Origin of the sequence: Aeromonas sp. 601039, from assembly GCF_049174415.1 — a bacterium.
Taxonomy (GTDB): Bacteria; Pseudomonadota; Gammaproteobacteria; order Enterobacterales; family Aeromonadaceae; genus Aeromonas; species Aeromonas veronii_A.
Genome location: NZ_JAAKTL010000015.1, coordinates 106580 through 125333, shown reverse-complemented (window position 1 = coordinate 125333; position 18754 = coordinate 106580). Strand labels below are relative to the sequence as shown.

General features: G+C 60.5%; 15 protein-coding genes and 2 tRNA genes. 12 read left to right on the top strand and 5 right to left on the bottom strand.

Annotated elements, in window-relative coordinates:
* Positions 1–111: 111 nt before the first annotated feature.
* A tRNA-Met gene (locus G5195_RS13835) sits at positions 112–188 on the top strand.
* 8 nt (positions 189–196) lie between these two features.
* Positions 197–280 (top strand) — tRNA-Leu (locus tag G5195_RS13830).
* Positions 281–498: 218 nt separating this feature from the next.
* On the opposite strand, the gene G5195_RS13825 is transcribed toward G5195_RS13830, so the two are convergent.
* The gene (locus G5195_RS13825; RefSeq protein WP_421222263.1) at positions 499–2331 is read right to left on the bottom strand and encodes an SLC13 family permease; all 1833 of its coding nucleotides are present in this window, start codon (positions 2329–2331) and stop codon (positions 499–501) included.
* A 263-nt stretch (positions 2332–2594) separates the two neighbouring features.
* On the opposite strand from G5195_RS13825, the gene pnuC reads away from it, so the two are divergent.
* From pnuC to nifJ, 8 genes are all read left to right on the top strand, one after another.
* Entirely contained in the window at positions 2595–3311 is a 717-nt protein-coding gene (gene pnuC / locus G5195_RS13820) for a nicotinamide riboside transporter PnuC (RefSeq protein ID WP_204385193.1), read from the top strand.
* Positions 3312–3314: 3 nt separating this feature from the next.
* Positions 3315–4040, top strand: coding sequence for a nucleoside phosphorylase (locus tag G5195_RS13815; protein WP_421222265.1), 726 nt, complete (start codon positions 3315–3317; stop codon positions 4038–4040).
* Between the two features lie 105 nt (positions 4041–4145).
* Positions 4146–4817 (top strand): Crp/Fnr family transcriptional regulator, encoded by a 672-nt coding sequence (locus tag G5195_RS13810; RefSeq protein ID WP_227341140.1) that lies wholly within the window; start codon positions 4146–4148, stop codon positions 4815–4817.
* A 43-nt stretch (positions 4818–4860) separates the two neighbouring features.
* Positions 4861–5181, top strand: coding sequence for a N(4)-acetylcytidine aminohydrolase (gene yqfB, locus G5195_RS13805; protein WP_421222267.1), 321 nt, complete (start codon positions 4861–4863; stop codon positions 5179–5181).
* A gap of 87 nt (positions 5182–5268) precedes the next feature.
* Complete coding sequence (locus G5195_RS13800) at positions 5269–6189, top strand: alpha/beta hydrolase (RefSeq protein ID WP_421222269.1); 921 nt, start codon at positions 5269–5271, stop codon at positions 6187–6189.
* Between the two features lie 61 nt (positions 6190–6250).
* Positions 6251–6631: a DUF1622 domain-containing protein gene (locus G5195_RS13795; RefSeq protein WP_421209704.1), complete on the top strand. Its 381-nt coding sequence runs from the start codon at positions 6251–6253 to the stop codon at positions 6629–6631.
* 200 nt (positions 6632–6831) lie between these two features.
* Complete coding sequence (locus G5195_RS13790; RefSeq protein WP_421236235.1) at positions 6832–8472, top strand: alpha-glucosidase; 1641 nt, start codon at positions 6832–6834, stop codon at positions 8470–8472.
* 228 nt (positions 8473–8700) lie between these two features.
* The gene (gene nifJ / locus G5195_RS13785; RefSeq protein WP_421236234.1) at positions 8701–12246 is read left to right on the top strand and encodes a pyruvate:ferredoxin (flavodoxin) oxidoreductase; all 3546 of its coding nucleotides are present in this window, start codon (positions 8701–8703) and stop codon (positions 12244–12246) included.
* Between the two features lie 111 nt (positions 12247–12357).
* Here nifJ and G5195_RS13780 read toward each other — a convergent pair whose 3' ends face one another.
* Complete coding sequence (locus G5195_RS13780) at positions 12358–13722, bottom strand: MDR family MFS transporter (protein WP_421236233.1); 1365 nt, start codon at positions 13720–13722, stop codon at positions 12358–12360.
* A gap of 185 nt (positions 13723–13907) precedes the next feature.
* Between G5195_RS13780 and G5195_RS13775 the strand changes: the two genes are divergently transcribed.
* Positions 13908–14510 (top strand): HAD family hydrolase, encoded by a 603-nt coding sequence (locus G5195_RS13775; RefSeq protein ID WP_421222277.1) that lies wholly within the window; start codon positions 13908–13910, stop codon positions 14508–14510.
* Between the two features lie 54 nt (positions 14511–14564).
* On the opposite strand, the gene G5195_RS13770 is transcribed toward G5195_RS13775, so the two are convergent.
* Positions 14565–14912, bottom strand: coding sequence for a hypothetical protein (locus G5195_RS13770; RefSeq protein ID WP_254204217.1), 348 nt, complete (start codon positions 14910–14912; stop codon positions 14565–14567).
* An 858-nt stretch (positions 14913–15770) separates the two neighbouring features.
* Here G5195_RS13770 and G5195_RS13765 point away from each other — a divergent pair.
* A complete protein-coding gene (locus tag G5195_RS13765) occupies positions 15771–17036 on the top strand; it encodes a RidA family protein (RefSeq protein WP_421222278.1) in 1266 nt (421 codons plus the stop codon).
* Between the two features lie 72 nt (positions 17037–17108).
* Here G5195_RS13765 and G5195_RS13760 read toward each other — a convergent pair whose 3' ends face one another.
* Together G5195_RS13760 and hchA are read right to left on the bottom strand one after the other, a co-directional pair.
* On the bottom strand, positions 17109–17831 hold the full coding sequence (locus G5195_RS13760) for a PA1136 family autoinducer-binding transcriptional regulator (protein WP_421236232.1): 723 nt from the start codon (positions 17829–17831) through the stop codon (positions 17109–17111).
* A complete protein-coding gene (hchA, locus tag G5195_RS13755) occupies positions 17828–18691 on the bottom strand; it encodes a glyoxalase III HchA (RefSeq protein WP_323890840.1) in 864 nt (287 codons plus the stop codon). The genes G5195_RS13760 and hchA overlap by 4 nt, the downstream gene beginning before the upstream one ends.
* Positions 18692–18754 lie beyond the last annotated feature (63 nt).

Here is an 18754-nt window from a genome sequence, read left to right as displayed (position 1 = left end):
GGTATCGCCAAGCGGTAAGGCAGCGGGTTTTGATCTCGCCATCCCTAGGTTCGAATCCTAGTACCCCAGCCATTTTTCTGTTCTCTTCCACATCAGTGGTCGATAACAAACGGCTATGTAGCTCAGTTGGTTAGAGCATCGCACTCATAATGCGGGGGTCACAGGTTCGAATCCCGTCATAGCCACCATTAATATTGCGGAAGTGGCGAAATTGGTAGACGCACCAGATTTAGGTTCTGGCGCCCTAGGCGTGAGAGTTCGAGTCTCTCCTTCCGCACCATTAATAGCAGTACCAAACAGACCAGCTCACGCTGGTTTTTTTGTATCTGAAATTTGCCTCTCCCCAGTTTTTCTCTCGCGCCTCTATTAACCCAGCTCCACGTTAATTCCCGTCCACATCACTCTTCACTGATTCCGAGCACGCCTTGCCACTCTTGTCTCCTGGCCATAAAAAAGCGGCCCACAGGCCGCTGGTGCACACATTCATCATCCCGGTTATCAGAACGGGAAGAACCAGGGGATCGCTACCACGCTGACCGCCATCACCAACAGGGTGAATGGCACCCCGATACGGATAAAATCGGCAAACTTGTAGTTGCCCGGCCCCAGCACCAGAGTATTCACCGGTGACGAGACCGGCGTCATAAAGGCAGCCGAGGCGGCGATGGCAATGGTCATGGCAAACGGATAGGGCGAGACTCCCATCTGCTGAGCCGTGCCCAGCGCAATGGGCGCCATCAGCACAGCTGTCGCGGTGTTGGAGATAAAGAGCCCGATCACCGCGCAGAGGGCAAACAGGCTGGCCAGCATGACCCGCGGCCCCATCTCCCCTACCGCATTGATCAGACCACCAACGATCAGATCCACCCCGCCGGTTTTTTGCAGCGCCAGCGCGAAGGGGAGCATACCGACAATCAGGATCAGGGTCGGCCAGTGGATCGACTTGTAGGCACTCTCCATATCGATGCAGCGAAACTTGCCCATCAGCAGACAGGCGATCAGCGCGGCAATCACGTTGGGCACAGGATCGGTCACCATCAGCAGGATCATCACTCCAAGACAAAAGAGGGCATGGATCGCCTGACTGCGGGCGGGGGCCATCTCGTCCACTTCGGCGGGCAGCCCCATCAGCAGAAAGTCGCGGCTATGGGTCTGCAACTGTCTGATGTGGCTCCAATTCCCTACCACCAGCAGGGTATCCCCCATCTGCAGCGGCTCGTCCACCAGCTTGCCTGCCAGTGCCTCACCATCGCGGCGCAGCCCCACCACGCTCAGGCCATAGCTGGAGCGGAAGGTCACCTCACGCACGCTTTTACCCAGCAGCTTGGACTCGGGGATCAGCGACACCTCGGCCATCCCCACCTCCCGCGCCTGATCGGAGAAGTACTCCCCGCGCAGGATCATGGGTTCGAGCCGCGCCTCGCTGCAAAACGCCCGCACATCCACCTCGGGGTCTGACATGTCGATCAGCAGCACATCCTTGGCCTGGAACTCACTGATCCCGGACACCGGCACCATCACACGGCGAAACTTGCGCCAGCGCTCCACCCCGATGACGTGGGCACCATAACGGGCGCGCAGTTGCAGCTCGTCCAGGGTGTGACCAATCAGCGGGGAGTCAAGCCGCAGCGCCAGACGACGGGCCCTACCGGCCAATCGGTAGTCTCGGATCAGATCGCGCAGGGTGCGGCGCCCGGTCGGCTTGCCTTTGCCCTCTTCTCCCTCGCCCACCAAGGAGCCGCGCACCAGCAGCATGTAGAGGATGCCCAGCCCCAGGATCAGCAGGCCCATGGGGGTGAAATCGAAGAACCCGAAACCGTGAATGCCGTGACGCATCAGCTCGCTGTTGACCACCATGTTGGGGGGCGTGGCCACCAGCGTCATCATGCCGCTGATCAGCCCGGCAAAACCGAGGGGCATCATCAGGCGACCGGCCGGGATCCCCATCCGGTTCGCCACGCTCAGCACCACCGGGATAAAGATGGCCACCACTCCGGTGCTGCTCATCACAGCCCCCAGACTCGCCACCGCTACCATCAGCAACACCAGCAGCTTGGTCTCGCTGCTACCCGCCACCTTCACCAATGCATCCCCCACCTGATAGGCGATGCCGGTGCGCACCAGCCCCTCACCCACCACAAACAGGGCGGCTATCAGAATGACGTTGGGATCGCTAAAGCCCGCCAGCGCCTCCGGCAGGGTGAGGGTGCCGCTCAGCACAAAGAGAATAATGATCAACAGGGCAACCACGTCCATGCGCACCTTGTTGGTCATAAAGAGATAGATGGCGCCAGCCAGCAGACAGAGCACCCAGACAAGCTCGGAATTCAATGCAACCTCCTTTTATCACGTGATTTTCCTCCCGGAGAGTGGACTCTATCAGACCACAGCCATGGCGCTATCATCTTGCTACATATCAATAAAGTCCGGCCCATCGGGACCCCATAACCCATCACTGCTGGAATAACCGGGCAGCAGCGGCGATTTCTTTGATATGGGCCAAGTACGGGGCGGACAAAAGTCCTGCCCCTCCTCCCCCTCACCCCTTAGAATGGCGCCCTCGCATACTAACCCTCATGCCCAAGGATCAGAAAATGAGCATATTCGAGCTGTTCAGCATCAATAACACGCTGGTGACCATACCGCTGGGTGGCGGCTATGCCATGTCATGGATTGAAGCCATCGGTACCCTGTTCGGGCTGGCCTGCATCTGGTTTGCCAGTCAGGAGAAGACCATCAACTACCTGTTCGGTCTTATCAACGTCAGCCTGTTTGCCATCATCTTCTTCCAGATCCAGCTCTACGGGCTGTTGCTGCTGCAGCTGTTCTTCTTCTGCGCCAACGTCTACGGCTGGTACGCCTGGACCCGCCCGGCCAACGATCAGGGGGATACCCTGCAGATCCGCTGGCTCAGCAAATCCAAACTGATGGTGACCGCCGCCGTGAGCGTGCTGGCCATCGCTCTGCTGACCCGCTATATCGACCCGGTCTTCGCCACCCTGGCACGCACCTCGGTCTCCCTGCTCAACCTGTTTGGTGCCAACCTTGCCATCCCCGAGCCCTCCCCCGATGCCTTCCCGTTCTGGGATGCCAGCATGACGGTGCTCTCGGTGGTCGCCCAGATCCTGATGACCCGCAAATACGTGGAGAACTGGATCCTCTGGGTCGTCATCAACATCATCAGCATCGGTGTCTATGCCGCGCAGGGCGTCTACGCCATGTCGCTGGAGTACCTGATCCTGCTGTTTATCGCCGCCAACGGCACTCGCCTCTGGGTGATTGCCGCCAAGCGCCAGCCACAAGGTCTGTAAGCCATGAGTCTGTTACCCCATCTCCAGTGCCGCCCCGACCAGATTGCCGAGCGGGTGGTACTGTGCGGCGACCCGGCCCGGGTCGATCGCATCGCCAGCCAGCTCGAACAGTGCGAAGTGCTGGGGCAAAACCGGGAGTTTCGCCTCATCAACGGCCGCTATCAGGGGCTGCCCATCACGGTTTGCAGCACCGGCATTGGCGGCGCCTCGGCCATCATAGCGCTGGAGGAGCTGGTGCAAGCCGGTGCCCGCTCGCTCATTCGGGTCGGCTCCGCCGGTGCCCTGCAGCACGACATCGGCCTTGGCGACCTTATCGTGGTGGAAGGGGCGGTACGCAATGAGGGCGCCTCGCAGGCCTATCTGCCCGCCGAGTACCCCGCCTGCGCCGATATCTGGCTGCAAGCGGCCCTGCTCAACCATGTGGCCACTAGCAGCCAGCCTCATTGGCACGGGCTGGTACGCTCCCACGACAGCTTCTATCGAGATGATGAGCAGGAGGTGTGCCGCTACTGGCATGCCCGTGGCGTACTGGGCGCTGACATGGAGACCGCAGCCCTGCTGACCGTGGGGCGCCTGCGCAAGGTACGGGTCGCCGCCGTGCTCTGCAACGTGGTGCTATTCGAGCAGGATGTGCAACAAGGGGTGGCGGATTACGCCAGCGCCGAACAGGCGATGATGGCCGGTGAGCAGCAAGCCATCGCCGCCGCCCTCCACGCTCTGGTGCAATAAAGCGCAAACCGTTAACTGCGGCACATCCGCTACCGTGCGGGCTGGTATCCGGCCCGCACTCTTGCTAGCCTCATGGCCCTCGTCATCCGGTGCGACAGGCAAGTCATGCAGCAACAGCCCTACCCCCTCGGCCGTTTTCACGCCGAACTCCAGCAGCTTGAACCCCGCTTTGCCGCGGCGCTCGACGCCTGCACCCTGTTTCTGCGCCGTTACCTGCCGGGCGAATTGATCATGCGGCAGGGGGAGCAGAGCGAGCAGCTCTATCTGGTCGAACGTGGCCGGGTCTCCCTCAACAGCACGGTACACTCTGGCCGCCGCTTCCAGCTCGGCGAGATTGAGTGTCACAGCCAGATCTTCGGTGAGATGGAGTTCTTCAGTGCCACCCCGGTGCAGTGGAACGTGGTGGCCGAGACCGAGCTGGACGCCCGAGTCATCTGTGCCCACAAGCTGGCCCAGCGGCTGCTGGCAGAACCTGAGTTGACCCTCTTTTTCGCCGCTGCACTTGCCAGCGACTATCTCGATACCCTGGAGATCACCACCAGCCGGCTGCTCCACCCCATTGCCTACAACATCGCCTATGAGCTGTGGCGAGAACGCCAGCGCACCCCCATGCTGGGATCGCGCAAGCGGGCCCACGAGGCGGCCCGCTTTGGCACCACAGAGCGGGTCTACCGCCGCGCCCTCAAGGAGCTGGTCGAACAGGGCATAGTTGCCGACGGCAGCGATGGCCCTGTTATCGCCGATCTGACCAGGCTGCGCGCCTATCTCGACCTTTGATTTCCATTCACCTCATTTCGATTAACCCTGTCAGGAGAGAGCCATGTCTACCCATCCCGAATTCACCTTCTTCAGCCGCTTCGTCGCCGATATTCAGGCGGGCCGCAAAACCATCACCATTCGCGACGAGAGCGAAGCCAACTGGCAGCCTGGCCAGCGGTTGGCGCTGTTTACCAACCCGGAGCACCAGCCCTTTGGCACCATAGAGGTGCTCTCGGTCAAGGCGGTAGCCTTCGATGAACTGAACGACGAGCACGCCCGTCAGGAGAACATGACACTCCCCGAGCTCAAACAGGTGATCCGCGAGATCTACCCCGATCTACCGCCGCTCTATGTGATTGAATTCGTGCTGATTGAAGCCTGATTTTGTGAGCTGCCTCAGCTAACGCCGGTTGCGCTCTTTGGCTAAAAGCGCAAAATAACTGTTTTTATATACAGTTATTGGTGCGTTATGGATACACAACTTGAACCGGCCATTGCGGCCATGGTGACAGAGTTCATTGCCGCAGGCCGCCCCAAGGCGAGCAGCCTGAGCTGGCAGGAGCGGCGTGAAGGCTATCTTGCTTCAGCCATATTGGGTGGTGAACGGGAGGAGGTTGGCGCTGTCGAAGAGTGGCAACATGGCCATTATTCCGTTCGCCTCTATCAACCAGCACCAACCTCAAGTGCAAGCCGTCCGGCACTGATCTACTTTCATGGCGGCTGTTTTGTCAGCGGCGAGTTCGACACCCACGACCGCCAGATGCGGATGCTGTGCAATCGCGCCGAGGCACTGGTGTTTGCGGTACATACCCGCCTTGCCCCTGAACACACCTATCCTGCAGCACATGACGATGCACTGGCAGCCACGCTCGCCATCATGGCCGATGTGGAGAAATGGCATGGGGATCCGGCAAGGATTGCCCTTGCGGGCGACAGTGCCGGCGGCCACCTCGCCCTGATCACCACCTTGCGACTCAAGGAGCAAGGCGCCCCCTTGCCTGCAGCCCAACTGCTCATCTATCCGATGCTCGATGCTGCGGGCGACAGTGACAGCTATCGGCATCTAGGGGATGACTACCTCATCACCCGCGACATGCTGTTAAGCGGTTTTCACGCCTATCTGGGTGAACTGCCCGCCACTCACCCCGAAGCCAGCCCGCTCCACCATCCTGCCCTGTCAGGATTGCCGCCGACCCATATCGTAACGGCGGAATATGATCCGCTGCGCGATGAAGGGGAAGCCCTCTATCGCAAACTGCTGCAAGCCGGAGTCACAGCTACCTGTCAGCGGCAACTGGGTGTTATACACGGCTTCTTCCAGTTGGCAGGTGTGAGCCAGGCAGCCCGTCAGACAATTGAGCAGATCGCGATGCTTATCAGGCACCTCTGATTTGGCCTTTGCCGAGCGATGTGTTAATAGTGTCCTCTTTTGAATCAGGGAGGTGACCCGAGTGTTTGAGATAGCGAGCCTGAGAGAAGGGATGATGCACGGGGTCGAGCTGTTCCAGCTGCTGCTGGAGATCATCTCCATCGCCTGTGTGGTAATAGGGCTTGGCAAGACCCTTTGGCTGGCGGCACGGATGGAGGATCACGAACCGGGCTTTCCGCGCATTCGCCTCTGTTTCGGCAGTTGGCTCATTCTGGCGCTGGAGTTCCAGCTCGCCGCCGATATCCTGGCCACCACGGTCGCACCGAGCAAGGAGGAGCTGATCCGCCTCGCCATCATCGCGGTGATCCGCACCTTCCTGAACTACTTCCTCGGCAAGGAGCTTGAGGCACAAGCGGAACACCAGCAGGAGCAGCGCAGCGAGCAGACCAAGGCTGCTCAATAACCAGTATTCCTGCATAGCATCATCGCTGAGTGCCGTGCCATCCCGACCACCTACGTGGCTCGGGATGGCCCAGTTGTGACCCTTCGCTCACTTTTGGCAATCAGCCAACTATGGAACCCTTTTCAAGGTTTCCCCTGCCCTGTTGAGGGCCAGATCATCTGGGTAAGATAGGAATAACTCCCCCTCAACCGGCCGCACTGATGAATACGCACTCCCTCCACACGCCCGATATCGACCTTGATAGCTGTGTCATCTATCAGATCTACCCCATGAGTTTTCAGGACAGCGATGGCGACGGACTGGGCGACATCAACGGCATCCGCCAGCGCCTCGGTTATCTGGCCACCCTCGGGGTCGATATGCTGTGGCTCACCCCCATCTATCGCTCCCCCAAGCGGGACAACGGCTACGACGTGGCGGACTACCGTGCCATCGACCCCGCCTTCGGCACCCTGACCGAGATGGAGCAGCTGATAGCCGAAGCGGCCGCCCACGGCATCGGCATCATGATGGATATCGTCGCCAACCACACCTCCACCGAGCACGAGTGGTTTATGAAGGCACTGGCCGGGGATCCCCGTTATCAGAGTTATTACGTGTTTCGCGACCAGGCCTTCGTTGACGCTCACCCCATTACCTCGATTTTTGGCGGCAGCGGCTGGCATTATGTGCCAACGCTTGATCGCTACTACCTGCACAACTTCGATCCCAGTCAGGCCGATCTGGACTGGGACAACCCGGCGGTGCGTGCCGAAATGGCAGAGGTGATCAACTTCTGGCTGGGCAAAGGGATCAAGGGGTTTCGCTTCGATGTGATCGATATGGTGAGCAAAGAGTGGGACCGACTGGCCATGAGTAACGGCCCGCACCTGCACGACTATATCCGCGAGCTCAATGCCGCGAGCTTCGGCGGCAAGGGGATCATCACGGTGGGGGAGACCTGGGGGGCCGATCTCGCCCATATGCAGAACTATTCGAACCACGATGGCAGCGAGTTCAGCATGGTGTTCAACTTCGAGCATCTGGGGCTGGGCAGTGACAAGTGGTCATCCCGCTTCGATCCCCTCGCCTTCAAGCGAGCCATGGCCCGCCACCAGCAAGGGCTACACGGGCGTGGCTGGAACAGCCTGTTTCTCGGCAACCACGACCTGCCCCGCGCCGTCTCCCGCTTTGGCGATGACAGGCCCGAGTGGCGGGAAACCAGTGCCAGGCTGTGGGCCATGGTGCTGCACATGATGCAGGGCACTCCCTTCATCTATCAGGGGGAGGAGCTCGCCATGACCAACCGCCACTGGCAGCCGGACGAGCTGCGCGATGTGGAGGCAATCAACTACCGCGCCAGCCAGTCAGGGCTGGATCCTGCCGAGCTGAGTCGGCGGCTCGATGCCATCGGCCGCGACAACGCCCGTACCCCGATGCAGTGGGACGCTGTCCCCCACGCAGGATTCAGTACGGCCACGCCCTGGATTGCCCTCAACGCCAATCATGTCGAGATAAATGCCGCCGAGCAGATGGCCCGCCCCGACTCCCCGTTTCACTGCTATCGCCAGCTCATCGCCCTGCGCAAGGCTCACCCTGTCGTTCGCCACGGCAATTTCGATCTGCTGGATGGGGATGATCCCGAGCGCATCAGCTATCGCCGCCACTGGCAGGATCCGGCGAACGGCGAGCGGCACACCCTGCTGCTGCTCGCCAATCTCACTGCGAACCCCTTGCCGATGCCCCACTTCGACAAGGTGACAGACAAGATGCGGTTGCTGCTGGCCAATTACCCAGGCGAACCACTGCCACTCTTCGCCCCTTATCAGTGTGCCATCTGGCTGCGAGTGGATCAGGATTAACCCCGTGCTGACGGGCCAAAGCAATGGCCCATCAGCCACCTCCCGTTGGCTGTCAGCAGAAAATCATGCACCCACGCAGCGGGATTAAATTAACCACTATTACTGACTTATTAATTGATTATTTATCCCGTTTGATACGCTCTCATTGCCCCTCTTACTATGCCTGCGACCTATCCATTGCCGATGCAACTATCGGCTTTCAAACTGGCATAGCAAAGTGGAAAACAGATGATCACCACAGACGGGAATAACGCAGTCGCCTCGGTGGCGTACCGCACCAGCGAAGTCATCGCCATCTACCCCATCACCCCCAGCTCGGCCATGGCTGAGCAGTCGTCGGCCTGGTCGAGCGAACGGGGCAAGAACCTCTGGGGGGATGTGCCCCGGGTTGTCGAGATGCAGTCGGAAGGGGGCGCCATCGCCGCCGTCCACGGAGCCCTGCAGACCGGCGCGCTGGCGACCTCGTTTACCTCGTCGCAGGGGTTACTGCTGATGATCCCCAACCTCTACAAGCTGGCGGGTCAGCTCATTCCCTTCGTGCTGCATGTGGCGGCGCGCACCGTGGCGACCCATGCGCTATCGATCTTTGGCGATCACTCGGACGTGATGGCGGTGCGCCAGACCGGCTGTGCCATGCTCTGTGCCAGCAATGTGCAGGAGGCGCAGGACTTTGCCCTGATCTCCCAGATAGCGAGCCTCAACAGCCGCCTCCCCTTTATCCACTTCTTCGACGGCTTTCGTACCTCTCACGAGATCGCCAAGATAGCGCCGCTCGCTGATGACACCCTGCGCGCCCTGCTGCCCGCAGATGCCATCCGTGCTCATCGTGACCGGGCGCTCACCCCCGACAAACCGGTCATTCGCGGCACCGCGGCCAACCCGGACACCTATTTCCAGTGCCGGGAGGCGAGCAACCCCTGGTATGACGCTGCCTATGGTCATGTGAGCGAGGCGATGCAGGCTTTTGGCAAACAGACCGGCCGCCACTACCGGCCGTTTGAATATGTCGGCCACCCGCAGGCGGAGCGGATAGTGGTGCTGATGGGCTCGGCCATCGGCACCTGTGAAGAGGTGATCGAGCGCCTGCTGGCCCAAGGAGAGAAGGTAGGTCTGGTGAAGGTGCGGCTGTTCCGTCCCTTCTCGGCAGGGCACCTGTTGGCCGCGATTCCCGAGAGTGCCCGCGCCATCGCCGTGCTGGATCGCACCAAGGAGCCGGGCGCACAGGCCGAGCCCCTCTATCTCGACGTGATGACGGCGCTGGCCGAAGCGGTCAGCCGGGGCGAGCGGGCAAGCCTGCCGCGGGTTATCGGCGGCCGCTATGGTCTATCCTCCAAAGAGTTCGGTCCCGCCTGCGCGCTGGCGGTGTTTGCTGAACTGGCGCAGGAGAACCCGCGTCCGCGCTTTACCGTTGGTATATTCGATGACATCACAGGTCTCTCGCTACCGCAGCCCGCGCTGGATTCGCAAAGCCCCATCCATCGCCCGCAACACAAACTGGAGGCGCTCTTCTACGGTCTTGGCAGCGATGGCACCGTCTCGGCGGCCAAGAACAGCATCAAGATCCTCGGCAACCACACCGACCTCTATCCGCAGGGCTATTTCGTCTACGACTCCAAGAAGGCGGGCGGCCTCACCGTCTCTCACCTGCGGGTGGGCGAGTGGCCGCTGCAATCGGCCTATCTGGTGGAAGAGGCGGACTTTATCGGCTGCCATCAGTGGCAGTTTGTCGACAAGTACCGGATGGCGGAGCGCTTGAAAGCGGGCGGCATCTTCCTGCTTAACACCCCCTACAGCGAAGCGGAGATCTGGCAGCGCCTCCCCAGCGAGGTGCAGCATGCCCTGCGCGAGAAAGAGGCGCGCTTCTACATCATCAACGCCGCCAAAATTGCCCGTGACTGCCAGCTCGGCAACCGCATCAATACCGTGATGCAGATGGCCTTCTTCCAGCTCAGCGCCATCATTCCCCCCGCAGAGGCGACCAGCCTGCTGAAGCAGGTCATCGCCACCAGCTATGGCAGCAAGGGACAAGCACTGGTCGAACGCAACTGGCAGGCACTGGAGGCAACCTGCGCCGCCCTGACCCGAGTGCCGCTGGGTGAGCTGGATCCCGCCAGCCGCCCCCGCCCACCGGTGGTTTCGGCCAAGGCCCCCGATTTTGTCCAGACCGTCACCGCCGCCATGCTGGCGGGGCTGGGTGACAGCATGCCGGTCTCCGCCTTCCCGCCTGATGGCACCTGGCCGGTCGGCACCACCCGCTGGGAGAAGCGCAATATCGCCAAGGAGATCCCCATCTGGGAGGCGGAGCTCTGTACCCAATGCAACTACTGCGTCGCCGCCTGTCCCCACTCGGCCATTCGCGCCAAAGTGGTAGAACCCGATGCGCTGGCCGCTGCCCCCGCCACTCTGGATGCGCTGGATGTGAAATCCCGCGATATGCGCGGCCAGCAGTACGTGCTGCAGGTGGCGCCGGAGGATTGCACCGGCTGCAACCTCTGCGTCGAGGTGTGCCCGGCCAAGGATCGCAGCAACCCGGATCGCAAGGCGATCAATATGGCTTCACGGCTCGATCACCTCGACGAGCAGAAGGCCAACTACGATTTCTTCCTCGACCTGCCGGAGCGCAGCGCCGAGCAGCTGGAGCGCATCGACATTCGCACCTCCCAGCTCATCTCGCCGCTGTTTGAATACTCCGGCGCCTGCTCCGGCTGTGGCGAGACCCCTTACATCAAGCTGTTGACCCAGCTCTATGGCGATCGGCTGCTGATAGCCAACGCCACCGGCTGCTCGTCCATTTATGGCGGCAACCTGCCTACCACCCCTTACACCACCAACGCCGACGGGCGTGGGCCGGCCTGGGCCAACTCGTTGTTTGAAGACAACGCCGAGTTCGGACTGGGCTTCCGTCTTACCGTCGATCAGCACAGGGAGCGGGTACGCCGTCTGCTGGCGAACCTGGGCGACACCATACCGGCAGCGCTGCACGAGGTGCTCGGCGATGCCACCCTGCCGGTTTCCGAGCAGCGGGCCCATATCCAGCAGCTGCGAGCACTGCTGCAGGAGAGCCCGATCCCGGCAGCCCAAGAGCTGGCTCGCGATGCGGACTATCTGGTGGAAAAATCGGTCTGGCTCATCGGCGGCGATGGCTGGGCCTACGACATCGGCTTTGGCGGGCTCGACCATGTGCTGAGCCTGGGGGAGAACATCAATGTGCTGGTGCTCGACACCCAGTGCTACTCCAACACCGGCGGCCAGCAATCGAAGGCGACGCCACTCGGGGCCATCACCAAGTTTGGCGAGCAGGGCAAGCGCAAGGGGCGCAAGGATCTCGGGGCCAGCGTGATGATGTATGGTCACGTCTATGTGGCGCAGATCTCCCTCGGCGCCCAGATGAACCAGACAGTGAAGGCGATTCAGGAGGCGGAAGCCTACCCGGGCCCCTCACTCATCATCGCCTACAGCCCCTGCGAGGAGCATGGCTACGACATGGCCGAGAGCCATGAGCAGATGAAACAGCTGACCGCCACCGGCTTCTGGCCCCTCTACCGCTTCGATCCGCGCCGCGCTGACGAGGGCAAACTGCCGCTGGCGCTCGACTCGCGGGCACCCAATGCCTCGCAGGCCGAGACCTTGCGCCATGAGCCCCGCTTCCAGCGGCTGGAGCGCCAACTGCCGGAGGTGGCCAGCCAGCTCTATGAAGAGGCGGAGCAGGAGGCCAACCGCCGCTTCGCCTGGCTGAGCCAGCTGGCGGGCAAGGAGAGTCCGGCGCAGGAGTAACTCGCGCATGGCTTGATGGCAGCAGCCACGCTATTCGCCAAATAACAATCAGGGCTCCCCGCGGGGAGCCCTGATGCTAGCTATGGTGAGCCAATGTCGGCGCAGGCCTGATCAGGCGCTGATGGAGGCCAGCTCGTGGCGCTTCAACGCCAGCAATGTGATGAGCAGCGCCAGCGTGGCGATCAATGCCATGCCGATATAGGTCGCGCTGAAGCCCGGGGCCAGCAGATCGGGGGCGAGCCGGCTCAGATCGCCACCGCTGCCGGCTGGCAGGCGGAAATGAAACAGCATGGAGCAGATGGCCACGCCGACGGCTCCGCCAAGCTCCCGCCCGAAGTTGAACAGCGACATGCCGATGCCGCGATCCTGCCGCGGCAGGGCATTCTGTACCACCACCGAGAGGGCGGGCAGCACCAGACCCAGACCAATACCGGCAAACCCGAGCGCCAGCCTGACCCAGGCATCGAAGTGGATCTGCCACAGCGCCACCGCCGCGAGGCCAAAGCCCACCGCGACAAAACTCTTGTAGTGGCCGGTACGGCCAATCAGCTTGCCGCCGACAAAGGCGCCAGCAGTGATGCAGATCATGAAGATGACCATGATGGCGCCGCTCTCGCTGGCGCTCATCCCCTTCTGCCACTGCATCTGCAACGGCAGATAGACCAGCACGGCAAACATCAGCAACTGGGAGAGCATCACCAGCAGCACGCTCACCAGATAACCGGGCAGCCGTGCCAGATGGGCAGGCAATATGGGGTCGTGGGCACGCCGCTCAATAAGAATGAGCAGCAGCAACGCAACGCCCAGTGCCGCCGAGAGCCAGACGGCGGGCAGCGCCGCTTCCGGCGAGAGCAGCAACAGGGTGAGCGTGGTGACGGTAATCAGCAGACCCGCCCCCTTCCAGTCGAAGCGACTGTGGCGACGCACGTTGAGCTGCTTGAGGTTGCGGTTGATGAGAAAGACTGCCAGCGCCCCGAGCGGCAGATTGATCCAGAAGATCCAGCGCCAGCTGAGCTGCTCGGTGAAGTAGCCGCCGAGCAAGGGGCCAGCGATACTGGAGACCGCATAGACCGCCGAAATGTAGCCCTGATATTTGCCCACCTCCCGCGGCGGAATGGTGTCGGCAATCACGGTAAACGCGAGGGCAATCAGACCGCCGCCCCCCAGCCCTTGCAGCACCCGCGCTGCCAGCAGGGTCTGCAGATCCTGGGAAAGAGCACAGGCCACCGAGCCCGCCAGAAACAGGCCGATGCCGATATTGAGCATCCGCACCCGACCAAAGAGATCGCTCAGCTTGCCATAGAGGGGCAGCACGGCGGTGGCGGCCAGCAGGTAGGCGGTGACCACCCAGGTGAGGGCGGCACCGGCATGCAGCTCGGCGCCAATCATGGGCAGCGGGGTAGTGACGATGCTCTTTTCCAGTGAACCGAGCGCGATCACAAGCGCCACACTGGAGAAGATGGTTTTGGGGGACATTTTCGAGGTCATAAGCGGACTCGCAGATCTGATATGCCAAAGTATCCGGCAATGAACGGATTATTGTCTCACAAATCAGCAAGAGATAGAAAAAACGGCGGCCACAATCTGCCCAACCATGAGGCCGATCCCACAAAACGCCGACCGTTTCTGCTAGCCTGCCCTATTTGATTCGAGGAGCCCCCATGAGCGAGCGTGAGCAGTACGGGTTTGATCACTACGATGCCCTGATTTTCGATATGGATGGCACTTTGGTAGATTCCATGCCCCTCCATCTGGATGCCTGGGAGCTTACCTGCGCCGAATTCGGCATCCCCTTCGAGCGGGATCAGCTCTATCAGTACGGCGGCATTCCCACCCGCAAGATCATCGCCATGCTGGCCGAGCAGCAGGGGCTGACGGTGGATGTCGAGGCTTTTACCCGTCGCAAGATTGCCCTCTATATGGAACATATCGACAAGGTCAGCGTCTTTCCCAAGATGTGGGAGCTGGTCAGGCACTATCACGGCAAGGTCAAGATGGGGATTGGCACCGGCTCACCGCGCAATCAGGCGGACTCCATCCTCAAAAGCACCGGGCTCGATGCCTATATCTCTGTGGTGGTCAGCGCCGATGATGTCACCAACCACAAACCGCATCCCGACACCTTCTTGCGGGTGGCCAAACTGCTCGGCGCCAATCCCGCCAACTGTCTGGTGTTTGAAGATACCCGGATCGGGCTTGAGGCTGGCAAGGCGGCAGGGATGGATACTCTACTGGTAATGGAAGGCGAACTGCACCAGAGGTAGATCGCAAGCGGACAGCGGCAACATGGCGCCACCTCGATGGTGCCATGATGCTGTTCAACTCGCGGATAAAGGGTTCTCCTGCAAACAGGAGACGAGCGTCGGCCCGGTGGCAACTGTCAAGGAGAGTGCATCGACCATGGCTTCCTCCTTCCATGCCTGATGCTGGCGCAACAACGCCAGTGCTTCAACCGGCGTATCTGCAAAGATGGGGGCCGCCATGGCGGCAAATCCCTGCTCAACCAGTTGACGACGCTCATCGCTATAGCGCGGGGCATTGGCATCGAGATAGGTAAGCGCCTGGCCCAGCGTGAAAAAGTGATAGTTGGGCATCGAATGACCCTCAAAAATAAAGTGCCATTCTACTCCTTTCTGCTCCATTTCCAGCCTTAAACCCTTGTCCATCCGGTGATCTCGTTCACATTTTTGTTAACAATCCCGCAGACAACCATGCCACGGCAGCTGGCCTCGCCCGCGACCCTTTCATCCCTGGCAGGCTGTAGACTACAACCGGCGCAGAGAGCCCGATCCATAGCGCTGCGTCGAGCCAACGTCATCCTCTCTTGACCATGCCGCACCCGGTCAGCCGATATATTGCCAACCCTGGTCACCTCGATATGGGACCACTGGGCTGTGTCACGCATATTTCACCAGATACATAAAAAGATAAAAACGCTCCGAGTCTTGGCCAACCGTCAGCCTACCGATAATTAACAAGCATCCCCCATGCAAATATTTGAATTATATTCCAGCCACATCTTTAACTACTGTTACAGTAATGTCTGCTAACATATTTTTGCGCGGCAAGATAGATGACTAAAAAAACATAAAGTACATATCTATGCACAATAAAATAGTTTGATGGCAGCTTGATGCATCGCATTAACCCTTTCTTTACACTCCTTCACTGCCAAGGTATCTGCCCCAACCCCCGCCCGGACTGGACTATTGCTCGATGCATGGCCATTGGCGGACAAACAGGTGACTATTCAGCATGAATTGAATAGCAATCACATTAAATTTGCACCCATTGAGCCATCTCATAGAAATGCAATCAGCGGTTTGCAACCCATGATAGCCACTCATAGAATCGCAGCGTCTGAAATATCTACCCTGTCCTCTCCTCCCTTATTGCTCTCAGTAATTGAGTGGATCACAAATAATAACCGGGGATGCCGCCGCTGGCGCAGTGGCCATGGCGCACAACGAGATGGGGTAAACCTGTACCTGAATGAACAACAAATATTAAAAAGAGGCATATCTATGAGTGGCACCATCATCAAGTCGGCAAGAAATACCCCCCATGCACCCCAGGATCTGGGCCCCTGCACCCAAACGGTGGCGTTTTCTCATTACAACAATATCTCCGCCCAGCTGCCGGTCGATCCCGCCACCGGCAAGATGGTAAGCGGCGATGTCACCGCGCAGGCCAGACAGTGCCTGAGCAACCTCAAGGCGATCATCGAGAGCATCGGCCATGTGATGGACGATATGGTGAAAGCGACCATCTTCCTGAAAGAGATGGCGGATCTGGAGGCGGTCAACGCCGTCTATCGCGAATTCTTCCCGGGCTATCTGCCGACCCGCACCACCCTCGCCGTCGCCGCCCTGCCGCTGGGTGCGCTGGTGCAGATTGATGCCATCATCTCCAACGGCGAAGGCACCTTCCCGCAAGATCCTTGCCCGCTGGTGAAGCTCGCCCGCAACAGTGACAAGGCGCCGCACAATCCGCTCTCCACCCATACCGTGGCCTTCTCCCACTACAACAATATCGGTGCGCAACTGCCGGTCGAGGCCGCCTCGGGCCAGCTGGTTGCCGGTGGCATCAAGGAGCAGGCGGGTCAGAGCCTGCGCAATATCAAGGCGGTGCTGGAGAGCATCGACGTGCCGTTTGACGATATCGTCAAGGTTACCGTCTATCTGACCGATCTGGCCGATCTGGAGGCCGTCAACGAGGTCTACACCACCTTCTTCCCCGACTCCGCCATCGCCCGCGCCGTCGCCTATCTGCCCGCCCGCTCTGTGGTCAGTGCCGCTGCCCTGCCCATGGGGGCACGGGTGCAAATGGATGCGGTCATCTCCCACGGTGACGGCACCCCGCCACAACTGGTGGAAGACCGTCACAATCTGGTGATCCGTGCCCGCAATACCGACAAGGCACCGCGCAGCCCCTTGCACACCCAGACCGTCGCCTTCTCCCACTACAACCATCTCTCTGCCCAACTGCCGATTGACCCCGCAACCGGCAAGATCCTGGCTGGCTGCATCAAGGAGCAGACCGCCCAGTGCCTGAGCAATATCAAGGCGATTGTGGAGAGCATCGGCCATGTGATGGACGATATCGTCAAGGTCAATATCCAGCTCGCCAATATCGCGGATCTGGATGCGGTCAACGCCGTCTACACCAAATACTTCCCGGGTTATCTGCCTGCCCGCACCGTAATCGGGGTAAGTGAACTTCCCGCCGGTGCTCTGGTACAAATCGATGCAGTGATGTCCAACGCCGAAAGCACCCCGCCACAGGCGTAAAGGTTGCGGAAATAAAAAAGAGACCGGCTATATGCCGGTCTCTTTTTACATGCCAGACAAAGGGATAGCCCCTCAGCCCTCGATATCGCGGTTCCTGATCGCCACTCTGACCGCCTCTGCGGTAGTGGCCACCCCCAGTCGACGGCGGGCACTGCGCAGATGGTTCTCGACCGTGCGCACCGAGAGTTTCAGGGTGGTGGCGATATCGGCATGGCGCCAACCCCGGGAGACCCACTCCAGCACTTCGCGCTCGCGCCCAGTGAGGCCACGCTCGTGGCCCTCTACAGGCATCTCCATCAGCCGACGAGCTGCATGAAAAGCCGCAGCCGCGATCAGCGCAAGGCCAACCCGAGCGGGAGCGCTGGCATCGATCTGATCGCCACCAAAGCTCATCGCCCCTTCCAGCCCCAGCGGCCCATAGACGGGTACCTGCAAGCCATGTCGGCCCGGCCCCTCAGGCTGGCGAACGATACGGTACTGCTCGCCAACGGCGCCAACCTTTTTGCTCCAGAAGAAGGGCTGGTCTCGCTCCCTGATATGCATCGCCATCGGGCACTCGCGCATATAGGTATGCAGGTCGACCGCCTCGCCGCTCTCCAGCCACGCCCCCTCCAGCCAGTAGAGGTGCTCGACCACCCCCTCCTCGCTGGCGCTGATGGAGAAGAGCGCAAAGCGGTGATACCCCAGCGGAGCGGCAAAGGTGCGCACCAGTTGCTGGATCTCCTCCAGCCGCTGGCACCCTTCCAGCGCCACCGCGACCTGCAGCGCATTGGCTGGCGACGACGACAACCTCATCGCTTGGCAACCGCCTCCAGCAAGGTGGTAGCAGCCAGCTTGCCGAGGTTATTGCCCGCCAGCGGGCTGTCACCGGTCAGCAGATTGCGATCCCGGCACACCTCTCCCGAGATGCCGTTGTTGACGATCTCAAAGCCAATCTCTTTAAGCTTCTCGCCAAACTTCCAGGTGAGGTGGCCCGGCATATAGCCAATTGCCGGGGTCTGGGCATCCAGCTCGTCGGGGAAGGCGCAGATCTTGTAGCCCGCGAAGGTCTCTGGATTGGCCACCGCCAGCAGCGCAGCAGGCCCGTGACAGAGGGAGATGATGAAGCGATCGTTGGCCATCGCCCACTCCAGCAACGCTTTCACCTCGGCACTCTGCGGCAACCCCATCAGGGCGCCGTGGCCGCCGGGAATAAAGACGCCGATATAGTCGGAGTCAGCGGCCAGCGCCTGCTTCAGCAGGTCGGCCAGCTTGGCCGGTTGGCGGAACTGCGCCTGATATTTGCCATAGAGCCCCAACACCTCTTCATCTTCGCCGGGCATGGCCCACCACTCGAACTTGACCGGATTGCCGGAAAGGGTGGCCACGTCAAAGGCAAAGCCCGCCTTGTCGAGGTGATACATGGGTAGCAGGGTTTCGACCGGATGGTTACCGGTGGAAAACAGGGTGCCGTTGTCGGTGGGCAGATAACGCTCATCGGCACCGATCAGCAGGATCTTCCAGCGCCCCTCCCGATAGGGAGCGGGATAGTCAGCCCCGGCAAGGTCAGATTTGCGCGAGGTGAACTGGCTCAGGGAGTAGGGCGACGGAAAGAAGGCATTCTGCTCTGCCGGATCCGGGGTCGGTTGTTTATCGTCAACAAGCATATCGGTCATGGCTCAGGCTCCAGTAGTGGTGGACTCGGTCTCACAGTATTGACTGTCAGAGACCAAGTAAAT

What these genes read in the sequence shown, in the direction of transcription:
- pnuC (WP_204385193.1), top strand. Translation starts at nt 2,595, where the DNA reads ATGAGCATATTCGAGCTGTTCAGCATCAATAACACGCTGGTGACCATA.
- G5195_RS13815 (WP_421222265.1), top strand. Translation starts at nt 3,315, where the DNA reads ATGAGTCTGTTACCCCATCTCCAGTGCCGCCCCGACCAGATTGCCGAG.
- G5195_RS13810 (WP_227341140.1), top strand. Translation starts at nt 4,146, where the DNA reads ATGCAGCAACAGCCCTACCCCCTCGGCCGTTTTCACGCCGAACTCCAG.
- yqfB (WP_421222267.1), top strand. Translation starts at nt 4,861, where the DNA reads ATGTCTACCCATCCCGAATTCACCTTCTTCAGCCGCTTCGTCGCCGAT.
- G5195_RS13800 (WP_421222269.1), top strand. Translation starts at nt 5,269, where the DNA reads ATGGATACACAACTTGAACCGGCCATTGCGGCCATGGTGACAGAGTTC.
- G5195_RS13790 (WP_421236235.1), top strand. Translation starts at nt 6,832, where the DNA reads ATGAATACGCACTCCCTCCACACGCCCGATATCGACCTTGATAGCTGT.
- nifJ (WP_421236234.1), top strand. Translation starts at nt 8,701, where the DNA reads ATGATCACCACAGACGGGAATAACGCAGTCGCCTCGGTGGCGTACCGC.
- G5195_RS13780 (WP_421236233.1), bottom strand. Translation starts at nt 13,722, where the DNA reads ATGTCCCCCAAAACCATCTTCTCCAGTGTGGCGCTTGTGATCGCGCTC.
- G5195_RS13775 (WP_421222277.1), top strand. Translation starts at nt 13,908, where the DNA reads ATGAGCGAGCGTGAGCAGTACGGGTTTGATCACTACGATGCCCTGATT.
- G5195_RS13770 (WP_254204217.1), bottom strand. Translation starts at nt 14,912, where the DNA reads ATGGACAAGGGTTTAAGGCTGGAAATGGAGCAGAAAGGAGTAGAATGG.
- G5195_RS13765 (WP_421222278.1), top strand. Translation starts at nt 15,771, where the DNA reads ATGAGTGGCACCATCATCAAGTCGGCAAGAAATACCCCCCATGCACCC.
- G5195_RS13760 (WP_421236232.1), bottom strand. Translation starts at nt 17,831, where the DNA reads ATGAGGTTGTCGTCGTCGCCAGCCAATGCGCTGCAGGTCGCGGTGGCG.
- hchA (WP_323890840.1), bottom strand. Translation starts at nt 18,691, where the DNA reads ATGACCGATATGCTTGTTGACGATAAACAACCGACCCCGGATCCGGCA.